The 12,808-nt window shown below is 75.6% G+C and carries 4 protein-coding genes (1 of these 4 cut by a window edge); 1 reads left to right on the top strand and 3 read right to left on the bottom strand.

Annotated features, from left to right (window positions below; genetic code table 11):
- Nucleotides 1–100 precede the first annotated feature (100 nt).
- Entirely contained in the window at nt 101–2,323 is a 2,223-nt protein-coding gene (locus tag FB455_RS04415) for a lantibiotic dehydratase family protein (protein WP_486481497.1), read from the top strand.
- Here FB455_RS04415 and FB455_RS04410 read toward each other — a convergent pair.
- The 3 genes in view from FB455_RS04410 to FB455_RS04400 are tightly spaced (each overlapping or abutting the next) and all read right to left on the bottom strand, a layout consistent with a single transcriptional unit that may run on beyond the window.
- On the bottom strand, nt 2,291–7,597 hold the full coding sequence (locus FB455_RS04410; protein WP_145752326.1) for a non-ribosomal peptide synthetase/MFS transporter: 5,307 nt from the start codon (nt 7,595–7,597) through the stop codon (nt 2,291–2,293). The two genes, FB455_RS04415 and FB455_RS04410, sit on opposite strands and share 33 nt — an antisense overlap.
- The gene (locus FB455_RS04405) at nt 7,594–11,931 is read right to left on the bottom strand and encodes a type I polyketide synthase (RefSeq protein ID WP_013285807.1); all 4,338 of its coding nucleotides are present in this window, start codon (nt 11,929–11,931) and stop codon (nt 7,594–7,596) included. The genes FB455_RS04410 and FB455_RS04405 overlap by 4 nt, the downstream gene beginning before the upstream one ends.
- Nucleotides 11,928–12,808, bottom strand: the final stretch of a protein-coding gene (locus tag FB455_RS04400; RefSeq protein WP_013285806.1) for a lantibiotic dehydratase. The gene runs 1,435 nt beyond the window's last position; 881 of the gene's 2,316 nt are visible here — the last part of the coding sequence; its start codon lies beyond the right edge, outside the window; the stop codon is at nt 11,928–11,930. Before FB455_RS04400 ends, FB455_RS04405 begins: the two co-directional genes overlap by 4 nt.

Below are 12,808 nucleotides of genomic sequence, written 5' to 3'. Positions count from 1 at the left end.
ATTCCCCATGCCCCGAGAGCATCTCACGTCCCTGCCCGGAACCCGTTGGCACGTATGGCGTTCCGCGTTGCTCCGGTCGGCCGGTTTTCCGGCTGACGGGATGAGCCGGTTCGCCGCTCCGGCGCTCGCGGAGGCGGCCGACCGGCACCTGCGCGGGGACGGCGACGCCGCGGAGTTCGCTGCGGCGTTCGACGCCGCCGCGGCCGACCTCGGGCAGGCGGTCTACGACATCGCCTGCGACGACGCCTTCCGTACGGCGCTGACCTGGCAGAACCCTGCGGTCCTGCTCGCCGTCGACGCGATCCGGCGCGACGGCCCGCACGCCCCGCGCAATCTGCGCCGGCGGCACCGGGAGGAGGTCGTCGCGAAGTACTGGCAGCGGTACTGCCTGAAGAACGACACGGTGGGCTTCTTCGGCCCGATCTGCTGGACCGAGCTGGGCGGCAGCGGTCCGGTCGCGACGGTGCGTCCCGGCGCGGCGCTGACGCGTACCCGGAAGGTGTTCCTGGAGCGGTGGGGCCTGGACGCGCTCGCGGAGGCCTTCGCCCGGGTGCCCGGCGTGCGGGACTGGCTGCCGGTGCGGCTCGCCCCGCACCTGAGCCTGCGCGACCGCGTGCTGCGGCATCCGCACCATCCACCGCAGACGCTCCCGGCGGCGACGGCCGCGCTGCTCGCGCTGGCGCGGCGCGGACCGCGCGTGGCCGACCTGGTCGCCGCGCTGCTCGCGGACCCGGCGAGCGGTTTCCGCCGGGCCGCTGACGTGCACGCGCAGCTCGACGACCTGGCCGGGCGCGGCGTGCTGCGGATCGGCTTCGACCTGCCGGTCGACCTCACCGCCGAGGACGCGTTGCGCGAGCAGCTCGCCGCGATCGGCGACGACACGGTCCGCGAGCGGGTGCTCGGCGACCTCGCGACGGTGAGCGACCTGCGCGACGCGGTGGCCGCCGCCGACGGCCCGGACGCGCTGGCCGCGGCGATGTCCGCGTTGGACCGGCGGTTCGTGGAGCTGACCGGCCGGGCCGCGCGGCAGCAGCCCGGCGAGGTGTACGCCGGGCGCACGCTGTGCCACCTGGAGACGGTCCGCGACCTGGACGTCCGCTTCGGTGACGCGCTGCTGGAACGGCTCGCGCCGCTGGAACCGCTGCTGCTGTCGGCGCGGTGGCTGACCGCGGCGATCGGGCAGGCGTACGCCGACGCGCTGGCCGCCCTGTACCGCGACCTGGCGGCGGAGTCGGCCACCGACGACGTGCCGGTGGCCGACCTGTGGTTCCTGGCGCAGGCGGTGGTGTTCGGGGCGGATCCGCCCGCCGCCGCCGTCACCGCCGGGTTCCTGGACCGGTGGGCGACGGTGCTGGGCCTGGCCGACGCCGACGCGGACGCCCGGGAGCTGCGGTTCGACGCCGCCGCGCTGACCGAGCGGGTCGCCGCCGCGTTCCCCGCCGACGCGCCCGGCTGGGCCGCCGCCCGCATCCACAGCCCGGACGTGCACGTGTGCGCCCCGGACGAGGCGGCGCTGCTGCGCGGGGACTTCACAGTCGTGCTCGGCGAGCTGCACGTGGCGCTGGCCGCGTTCGACACGCACTTCTTCGCGTACGGGCACCCGGACCCGCAGCGGCTGCGCGACGGGATGCGCGCCGACCTGCCCGGCGGCCGGGTCCGGCTGCTGCCGCCGGTGAACTGGCCCCGGCACACCGCCCGGATCGCGGAGTGGCTGCACGGGCCCGCCGACGCCCAGCTCGGGTTCGTCGACGCTCCCGGCGCCGACCCGGACCGCCTCGTGCCGATCACCGCGCTGACCGTGCGGCCGGACGACGACGGCACCCTTTCCGCGCACGCCGACGACGGGCGGCGGTGGCCGCTGCTGGAGGTGTTCGCGCCGCTGTTCGACTACCAGGTGTTCGACACGTGGAAGCTGGCCGGCAACGCCGGGCGCACGCCGCGCGTCACAGTCGACGACCTGGTGCTGGTCCGCGAGACCTGGCGCACCACTGTGGGCGAGACCGGCCTGCACACGGTCAAGGGCGAGCGGGAACGCTACCTCGCGGTACGGCGCTGGCGGCTCGCGCTCGGCCTGCCCGAGCGGATCTTCGTGCGGGTCGACACCGAACTCAAACCCAGCTATGTGGACCTGACCAGCGGCGTCTACACCCGGCTGCTGTGCACGCTGCTGCGCGGCGCGCACACCAAGGGCGGCGACGGCGTCGGGCTCACAGTCACCGAGCTGCTGCCCGGGCCGGACGACGCCTGGCTGACCGACGGGGCCGGCCGGGCGTACGCCTCGGAGCTGCGGCTACAGATCGTCGACCCGGCGCAGGTGCGGTAGCCACTCGGTGGCGTCCGCCGGCGCGTCGGGGGTCTCGGTGTCGAACAGGCGCAACCGGCGTACGCCGTAGGCGCCGAGCGCCACCACGGCCAGGGCCAGCCCGGACACCACGAACGCGAACCCGAGTCCACGGCCGGGGCCGGTTCCGATCAACGCGCCGACGCTGCCGGCCAGCGCGCCGCCGGGGGCGAACATCGGTTCCAGCAGCGACCCGCTCAGCGGCACCAGCACGGCGAAGCCCAGCGGCAGCGTCGCCCAGGTCAGCGTCTGGATGATCGCCAGCACCCGGCCGTGGAACCGCTGCGGCACCTTCACCTGGATGATCGACAGGTAGATGCCGTTGTGCAGACCCAGGCCCAGCCCCACGCCGAAGCTGCCGAGCGCCACCAGCAGCAGGCTCGGGCGGACGCCGCTGAGCACCAGGCTGACCGCCACGCCGAACGCGATGGCGATCAGCGCGGGCATCCGGCGCCGGGTCGGGCCGCCCCACACCGCGATGGCGAGTCCACCGAGGACGGCGCCGAGCGCCTCGGCGAACGCCACGGTGCCGACCTGGCCCATCGTGCCGAACGCGAGCACCATCGGCGGCACCAGCAGCAGGCTCGCCAGGCACAGGTTGTAGAGCGAGAAGAAGCCCAGCATGGCCCGGAAGCCCGGCTCGGCCCACGTCATCCGCGCCCCGCCGATCAGCTCGGCCAGGAACGGCTCCTTGCGGCGCCGGCCGAGCAGGTCGGGGAACCGCACCGCGGCCAGCACACCGATCGCCACCACGTAGCTGACGATGTCGATGACCAGGACGCCGGCCAGGCCGATCGCGGCGAGCAGGCCCGCCGCCAGCAGCGGCACCGCGAGCGAGCTGAGCCCGACCGCGAGCTGCGCGATGCCGTTGGCGTGCCCCAGGTAGCGCTTCGGCACCACCTGCGGGATCGCGGCCAGGTAGGTGATGCGTTGGAACACCGACGCCGCGCCGAGCACGCACACGAGCGTGTAGACGGCCGCCAGTCCCAGCCGGTCGGTCCAGAGCAGCAGCGCCAGCAGCGCCTCCGCTGTCACCGCCGTCGCGCACGCGGCCAGCAGCACGCGGCGCCTGTCGAACCGGTCCGCGACCGCGCCGGCGACCGGCAGCGCCAGCAGCGCCGGCAGGTAGGCGATCACCCCGGACAGGCCGAACCACAGCATCGACCCGGTCTCCAGGTAGACCCAGACCGGCACCGCCCACTGGGTCAGCGCCGAGCCGGTCGACGAGATGAGCTGGCTGGCGGTGATGGCCAGGAACCGGCGTACGCCCGGTTGCACGCCGGTCTCGGCGGTGACCGGATCGGTGCTGGTGGCCGCCAGTGCCCATCCGTTACCGGCGAGCTGTCGCGGCGCGGCGGACGGCTCGGCGAGCCGGGGATGGGTACGGGTGAGCACCTCGGCGAGCGCCTCGGCCCGCTGCTTGACGAAGTAGTGCCCGGCCTCGTCCAGCACCACCAGCGCTGTGGACTCGCCGAGGAAGCTCCACTCGCGGTACCGCTCCTCGTAGTACTCGGTGAGCACGTCGTGGGTGCCGACGACGGAGATCACCGGTGCGGGCACCCGGACCGGCTCGCCGTCCAGCCACTCGGTGAACCGCTCCTGCGCCTCGGCGGCCTCCCGGCGTACGTGGTGCACGAACCGGTCGACCTGCGCCTGGTCCAGGTCGGCCAGTTCCGCGCCGATCGAGCGCAGGAACGTCTCGTACCGCCGGTCCGCGCCCCGGGAGTCGGCCCAGTCGACGAGCCGGCCGAGCATGTTGTCCGGCCGGGCGGTCGGGAACACGCCACCGGCGTAGATCGCCTCGATCGGGCGTCCCCGCTCGTGCAGCCGCCGGGCGATGCCGGTCAGCAGCGCGCCGCCGACGCAGTGGCCGTACAGGACCAGCGGGCCGTCCACCCGCTCCTGGATCTCGGTCACGCACCGCTCGACCAGCTCGTCGAAGGGCAGCTCGGTGTCGCGGACGCCGACGTCGTGGCCGGGGATCGCCACGGAGAACAACGTGTGCCCGGCCGGCAGCGCGTCCGCGAGCGGCTGGTAGATGCTGGCGAGCCCGCCGCCGTACGGCACGCACACGTACGAGCGCACCCGCTGGGCCGCCGGGACCGGCCGGGTCAGCTCGTACAGCAGCGGACGCTGCCGTTCCTGGTCCGCCGGGGCGTCGATCAGCGCGGCCAGCCCCTGCACCGTCGGGTGCGCGAACACGTCCATCACGCCGACGTCGACCTGCCCGTACGCCTCGCGCAGCAGCGCCAGCATCCGGATCGCCAGCAGCGAGTGACCGCCCAGCTCGAAGAAGTCGTCGTCCAGGCCGACCTCGGGCACGCCCAGTACGTCGCGCCAGGTGGCGGCGACGGTCTGCTCGACCGGGGTCACCGGGGGACGGCGCTGCGCGGGGGCGACGCCGGACGAGGGTGCGGGCAGCGCGGCGGTGTCGAGTTTGCCGTTCGCGGACAGCGGCAGCGCGTCGAGCGTGACGAACGCCGACGGCACCATGTACTCGGGCAACCGCCGCTTCAGCGCCGCCCGCAGCTCCGCCGGGTCCGGGGCCTCCCCCGTCAGGTACGCCACGAGACGCTGCTCGGCGGGCGTGGCGCCGCGGACGACGATGGCGGCGGAGCCGACGCCCGGCTGTTCGCGCAGCACCGCGGCGATCTCCCCCAGCTCGATCCGCAGGCCCCGCAGTTTCACCTGGTCGTCGATGCGGCCGAGGAACTCCAGCGTCCCGTCGGTACGCCAGCGGGCCAGGTCGCCGGTGGCGTACAGCCGGCCGCCGGGCTCGCCGAACGGGTCGGGGACGAACGAGGCGGCGGTGAGTCCGGGGCGGTTCAGGTAGCCGCGGGCCACCTGCACGCCGCCGAGGTGCAGCTGCCCGGCCACGCCGGCCGGGACCGGGCGCATCGCCTCGTCGAGCACGTAGGTGCGGACGTTGCGGATCGGCCCGCCGATCGGCACCCGGGTCACGCCGGTCAGCGCGTCGGGCGTGGCCGCCCAGGCGGTGACGTCGATCGCCGCCTCGGTGGGTCCGTACAGGTTGTGCAGCGCCGCGGACGGGATCGCGGTCACGGCGCGGCGGGCCAGGTCGGCGGGCAGTTCCTCGCCGCTGCACACGATCCGCCGCAGCGACCCGCAGCGGGCCGGGTCGGCCGGGCCGGCGGCGGACAGGAACGCGTCGAGCATCGACGGCACGAAGTGGACCGTGGTGATCCGCTCCCGTTCGATCAGCTCCCGCAGGTACGCCGGGTCGCGGTGCCCGCCCGGCGCGGCCAGCACCAGCCGCGCGCCCACGAGCAGCGGCCAGAACACCTCCCACACCGACACGTCGAACCCGATCGGCGTCTTGTGCAGTACCGCGTCGTCCGGTCCGAGCCCGAAGGCGTCCTGCATCCAGTCGAGCCGGTTGACGATCGCGGCGTGCTCGTTGACCACGCCCTTCGGCCGCCCGGCGGAGCCCGACGTGTAGATCACGTACGCCGCGTTCCCCGGTCCGGCGGCAGTGCCCCCGGCGGTGCGCGGCCGGTCCGGCGCGGTCAGCGGCAGCACTGTGCCCGGGACGGTCAGCCCGTCGGGCAGCTCGTCGGCCAGCAGCACCCCGGCGCCGGCGTCGGCGAGCATGAAGGCCAGCCGCTGCGGCGGGTGGTCCGGGTCCAGCGGCAGGTACGCCGCACCGGCCCGGTGGATGCCGAGCAGCCCGGCGATCAGGCGGCGGGAGCGGGGCTCGTGGATCGCGACCACCGACTCCGGTCCCACGCCGTGCGCGACCAGCCGCGACGCCACCTGCTCGGCGGCGTCGGACAGTTGCGCGTACGTCATCCGGTTGTCGCCGTCGACCAGCGCGACCGCGTCCGGCGTGCGGCGGGCCTGGGCGTCGAACAGCTCCGCCAGCGTGGTCCGGCGCACCGGGGCGGCGGTGGCGTTCCAGCCGGTCACGACCGCGGCGTGCTCGGCGTCCGGCATGACCGGCAGCGCGCTGACCCGGGTCCGGGGCGCGGCCACGGCCGCGGCGAACAGCAGCAGGTAGCGGTCCGCGAACGCCTCCATCGCGGCGCGCTCGAACAGCGCGGTGCGGTACTCCAGCCGCAGCTCGTCCCCGGCGATCTCCAGCGACAGGTCGTCCATGGCGCCGCCGAACGCCTCACCCCGGCCGGTAGGCAGGTGGTGGAACGTGAGCTGGTAGAGCGGCGGTACGCCCGGGTCGCGTCGTACCGCCAGCTCCTCGACGAGCTTCTGGAACGGCATGTCCTGGTGGTCCCAGGCGTCGAGCACGACCCGGCGGACCCGGCGCACGAGCGTCAGGAACGGTGGATCGCCCGACACGTCGACGCGCAGCACCAGCATGTTCATGAACATGCCGAGCAGCGGTTCCAGCTCGGCCCGGTCCCGGCCGGCCACCGGCATGCCGACCACCACGTCGTCGCTTCCGGACAGCCGGTGCAGCAGCGCCACGTAGGCGGCCAGCTGCACCATGAACGGGGTCGCGGCGGCCTGCTGGGACAGCTCCGGCAGCGCCGCCGTCACGGGCCCGGGCAGCGTCCGGCGGACGTCGGCGCCGTCGAACGTGAGCGTCGCCGGGCGCGGCCGGTCGGTGGTCAGCGCGTGCACGGCGGGCAGGCCGGTCAGCGCCTCCCGCCAGTGGTCGCGCAGCTCGTCCCACCGGGGCCCGTCGAGGCGGTCGCGTTCCCAGGCCGCGTAGTCGGCGTACTGGATCGGCAGTTCGGGCAGGTCCGGCGCGCGGCCCGCGACGGCGGCGGCGCACAGCTCGGTCAGCTCGGCGCGCAGGTGCAGCAGGGACGTGCCGTCGAGGATGACGTGGTGCCCGGCGAACAGCAGCCACCAGGTGTCCGGGTCGAGCCGCAGCAGCCGGGCCCGCCACAGCGGGGCCGCGTCCATCGGCAGGTCGAGGCGGGCGTACTCGGCGACGATCCGGGCGCGGGCGGCGTCCCGCTCCGGCCCGGGCAGCGCGGACAGGTCGGTGACCGGCAACTCCACCGGGACCGTGGGGTGGATGTCCTGGTAGAGCCGTCCGTCGTGCAGGCGCAGCGTGGTGCGCATGGCCTCGTGCCGGTCGGTGACCGTCCGCAGCGCCGCGAGCGCCTGCTCCGGCCCGGCACCCGCCGGCAGGGTGACCGCGTCGGTCATCGTGAACAGCGGTTGCCCGGGGCTGAGCTGGGCGGTGAACCAGACCCGCTCCTGGGCGTACGAGGCGGGAACGGTGTAGACGTCGTCCACAGGCGTGACGTCGTGGCGTGACTCGGTCATCCCGGCCGTCCCGGCCGGCGCAGGCGCGGGATGGGCGCCTCGGCCGGTGGGGCGGCGCGCAGCGACTCGATCCGGGCGGCCATCGCCGCGACGGTGGGCGCGTCGAACAGCACCCGCATGGACAGCCGGGCACCCACCGCCTGCCGGATGCGCAGCACCAGCTGGGCGGCCACGAGCGAGGTGCCGCCGAGCCGGAAGAAGTCGTCGTGCGGGCCGACCTCGGTCACGCCCAGCACGTCACGCCAGATCCGGGCGACGGTGTCCTGCAGGTCGCCGTCGGCGGCGGTCACCGTCGAGGCGGTGGCCGCCGTGGTCGCGGCGAGCCGCCGCTCGTGCCCGGCGACCGCCTCCACCGTGTAGGCGCCGATCGCCACCGAGCCGGTCCGTCCCTCGGCGAGGACCCGGCACGCCGCGCGCACCGCCGCGTCCGGGGCCAGCCCGTCGTGGTCGGGTACGCCCTCCTCCCGCCACGCGCCCCAGGCCACCGACAGCACCGGCGACCGCCAGCCGTGCGGGCTGCGCGCGTACGCGTCGAGGAACGCGTTGGCGGCCGTGTCGTCGGCGCGGCCCAGGCCACCGGCAAGCGCGGTCACCGAGGAGCTGAGCAGCACGAAGTCGAGCGGCATATCGCCGAAGACCGCGCGCAGCGCCAGCGCGCCGGTGACCTTCGGCAGCAGTTCGGCTGTCGCCTCGGCCGGCCGCGACCCGGTGGACAGCCCGGTGTCGGGCAGCCGCGCGGCGTGCACGATGCCGTCGAGTCCGCCGAGGTCGTCCTCGATGTCGGCGCGTACCGCCCGCAGCGCGTCCACGTCTGTCACGTCGGCGCGCACGTGGCGGACCTGCGCCCCGGCCCGTTCCAGCGCCTCGACCAGGTCCGGCCGGGCGGTCCGGCCGACCAGCACCAGCCGCGCGCCCCGGCGGGCCAGTTCGGCGGCGAACGCCCCGCCAATCCGGCCCAGTCCACCGGTGATCAGGTAGCGCCCGCCGTCGCGCACTGCCGGCCCGGTACGGCGGCGCGCCGGTGCCGCCGCGAACCCGCGCGTCCAGCGGCGCCCGCCCAGCCGCAGCGCGACCGCCTCGGCCCGCTCGGCGCCGAGCAGCTCGTCCGCCAGCGCGTCCGCGCCCGGCTCGGCCGGGTCGGCGTCCACCCAGTGGCAGCGCAGTCCCTGACGTTCCAGCGGCACCGAGCGCACCACCCCGGCGACTGTGGCGTGTTCCGGGCGCAGCAGGTCGGAGCCGGTCACGTCGGCCGTCCCGGCGGTCACCACGTCCAGCGTCACGTCAACGGCCGGCAGCGCCTCCAGCAGGGTCAGCAGCGCGAGGTACCCGTGTTCCTGGGCCGCCGCCACGGCGTCGGCGTCCGGGCCGGCCGGGTCGCCGTCGAGCGCCCACGCGTGCACGATCCGGGCGGCCCGGCCGTCGTCGGCGCACTCGTCGAGCAGGCGCTGGTGGTCGGCGACGCTGGCCGGGCGCAGCCGGTAGCCGTCCGGGCGGACCGCGAAGGCCGGTCCGGGACGTACCACTGTGACGTCCACGCCGCGCTCGCGCAGCCGGTCCGCGAGCGCCGTGCCGCGCTCCCCGGCGGCGAACAGCAGCAGCGGGCCGGGCGCCTCGACGGGCGCGAGGTCGGGCAGTTGGCGCCAGACCGGCACCTCGGCCACGCCGTCGTCGTACCGCTCGTCGATGGCCGGTGCGGCGGGCGCGGCCACCGGTTCCGGGTCGATCCAGTACCGGGCGCGCTCGTACGGGTAGCCGGGCAGCGGCACCCGGCGCGGCGTGCCGGAGGCGGGCAGCCGCACCGGCACCCCGGCCGACCACAGGCGACCGGCAGCCTCGTACGCGGTCTGCCTGTCGGTCAGCCGCTCCCCCGGCGCGGGCAGCGTGCGCAGCGGCGCCCGGGCCCCCGCCGGCAGGCTGAGCCGGGCCAGACCGGCGAGCTGCCGGCCGGGACCGCACTCCAGCAGCAGCCAGTCGTCGGCGGCGCCGGTCGCGGCGAGCGCGGCCACTGTGGCGCCGAACCGCACCGGCCGGCAGAGCTGGTCGGCCCAGTACGCCGGGTCGGTGATCTGCTCGTCGGTGAACGGCGCGGCGGTCGCGGCCGAGAACACCGGCAGGTCCGGCGCCCGGCGCGGCACCGCCGCCACGAGCGCCGCGAACTCGTCGCGCACCGCCGCCAGCAGCGGCACGTGCATCGCGTACGGCGACCGCAGCGGCGTGCAGCCGATGCCGCGTTCGCGCAGGAGGACCTCGGCGGCGGCGACCGGTTCCGGCGTGCCGCCCACCACGCAGGTGTGCGGGCCGTTGCTGATCGCCACCGCGACACCGTCGGGCAGCAGCGCCGCGATCTCGTCGGCGCCGCGCTGCACGGCGAGCATCCGGCCCTCCGGCGCGGCCTGCACGAGGCGGCCCCGGGCGGCGGCGAGCCGCAGCGCGTCCGGCAGGTCGAACACCCCGGCGACGGTCGCGGCGACCAGTTCGCCGACGGAGTGGCCGATCATCGCGGTGGGCGTGACGCCCCAGTGCCGCCACAACGTCGCCAGCGCGTACTCGACGGCGAACAGCGCGGGCTGCGCCACCGCCGGTCCGGCCAGCCGTTCGTCCGCACCGGGTCCGGCGTCGAAGATCATCTCGTTCGCGTCCCAGCCGAGGATCGCGGCGCACTCGTCCACGGCGGCGGCGAACACCGGCTCGGTAACGGCCAGGTGCGCGCCCATGCCGGGGTGCTGCGCGCCCTGGCCGGGCACGAGCAGGCCCACCCGGGGCGGCGCGGCGGCGTCCCCGGTGGCGCGGCGTTTCGGGTCGGTGAGCGCCGCTGCCGCCCGGCCCCGGTCCACGGCGACGACGGCGGCCCGGTGCCGGTACGCCGGCCGGCCCTCCCGCAACGTGTACGCCACGTCGCGCAGCTCCACATCGGGCGCGCCGGTGAGCCGCTCGGCCAGCCGGGCACAGGCAGCGGCCAGCGCGTCGGGGGTCGCGGCGGACACCTGGAGCAGTTCGCCGCCGCCGTGATCCGGCTCCGGGGGTACGCGCGGCGGCGCCTCCTGGAGCACCAGGTGCGCGTTGGTGCCGCCGAGGCCGAGCGAGCTGACGCCGGCCCGCAGCGGTCGCTGGTCCTCGGGCTCCCACTTGGTCAGCGTGGACACCACGTAGAACGGGCTCGCCTCGATGTCGATGTCCGGGTGCGGCCGGTCGTGGTTGACTGTGGGCGGGATGAGCCGGTGCCGCATCGACAGCACGGTCTTGATCAGGCCGATCACGCCGCCGGCCGCGCTGAGGTGACCGATGTTGGCCTTCGTGGAGCCGACGCCGCACCAGCCCCGCTCGGCGGTGCGCCGCCCGTACGCCGTGCTCAGCGCCGCCAGCTCGATCGAGTCGCCGAGGACGGTGCCGGTGCCGTGCGCCTCGACGTACCCGACCGAACGCGGGGCGACGCCGGCCACCGCGAGCGCCTGCGTGACCACCTCCACCTGACCGGTGACGCTCGGCGCGGTGAAGCTCGCCTTGGCCGAGCCGTCGTTGTTCACCGCGTTGCCGATGACCAGCGCCCTGATGTCGTCGCCGTCGGCGAGCGCGTCGGAGAGCCGCTTGAGCACGACCACGCCGACGCCGCTGCCGTAGACGGTGCCGTCGGCGTCCGCGTCGAACGGGCGGCAGTGCCCGTCGGCGGAGGTGTAGCCCTCGTCGGCGACGTACCCGACGCCGTGCGGCAGTTCCACGCACACGCCGCCGGCGAGCGCCGTGTCGCACTCGCCGCTGCGCAGCGCCTCGGCGGCCAGGTGCACCGCGACGAGCGACGACGAGCAGGCGGTCTGCACCGTCATCGCCGGGCCGCGCAGGCCGAGCCGGAATGCGACGGTGCTGGCCAGGTAGTCCGGCTTGTTGCCGAGCGACACGCGCAGCTCACCGGCGTCCGCGAGCGCCCGCGGGTTCCGCCGGACGTTCAGCCATTGGTACAGGTCGGCGTTGCCGCCCGCGTACACGCCGATCTCGCCGTCGTAGCGGGCCGGGTCGCAGCCCGCGTCGGTGAGCGCGGCGTGCGCGTGTTCCAGGAACAGCCGCTGCTGCGGGTCGGTCAGCTCCGCGTCGCGGGGGCTCATTCCGAACAGCTCCGCGTCGAACCGGTCCACGCCGTCGAGCACGGCGGCCACCGGCACGTACGCCGGGTCGTCGAGCTGCTCCGCCGGGACGCCCCGGGCCAGCAGCTCCGCGCGGGTGAACCGGGTGAGCGACTCGGCGCCGACGACCAGGTTGCGCCAGAACTCCTCCGCCGACGCCGCCCCCGGCACGCGCAGGCTGAGCCCGACGATCGCGATCGGCTCCACTGTCTCGTTCACGCCATGACCTCCGGCTCGGCCGAATCGCTGATGTGCAGGCGCAGTTCGCTGACGTAGCGGCGGCCCGCGGCGTCGGGCAGCCACGCCTGCCCGAGCGCGGGCAGCAGCTCCGACACGGTCACCGCCACGTCGTCGCCGCCGGCCCGCCGGGCGGCGCGCAGCAGCAGGCAGAGCCGATTGGCGTAGAGCGGGCTGGTCAGGTCCACGTAGGTGGGCTTCAGTTCGGTGGCCACCCGGACGAAGACCCGTTCCGGCAGGCCCAGCGTGGCCCGCCAGCGGCGTACCGCGAGGTAGCGCCGCGCCTGGTCGACGGCGTCGGCCAGGCCGGTCGCCCCGACAGTGGTGCGCCAGGTCTCCCGGGCCAGCACCAGCCGGTCGACTGTCACCCGGGGGCTGTGCGGGCGGTCGGTCATCAGCTTGAACGCGTCACCGGCGTGCACCGCGATCAGGTCGGAGAACACCTCGACCAGCGGCCAGCGCGTGCCGTCCGGGCCGGTCGCCGCCAGCACGCCGTCCACCTCGGACACGATCGCCGCGTTCGCCGGCACGAGCCGGTCGCGCGGCGCGCCGGGCGCGTCGGCGAACGCGAGCCGGTGGTCGTCCGGCCCGTGCAGGGAAGCGGACAACCGTCCGCCCACGCGGGGGAAGTCGACCGGGTAGAGCGGGCGCAACCGTCCCGGGCCCAGGTCGGCCGCGTACGCGCGCCGCAGCCGGTCCACGTCGGGGTGGCAGTGGGTGAACAGCTCGGCGTTGAACGTGGCGTACGCGGCGTGCAGCTCGCCGAGCACCGCCCCGAACTCGCCGGCGGCCAGCGCCTCGGGTGACTCGGCGAACAGTTGCAGGTCGGGGCTGTGCACCCGGCCGGCGCTCCAGCCGG

Source organism: Micromonospora sp. CNZ296 (assembly GCF_007827635.1).
This window is presented reverse-complemented; position numbering and strand designations above follow the sequence as displayed.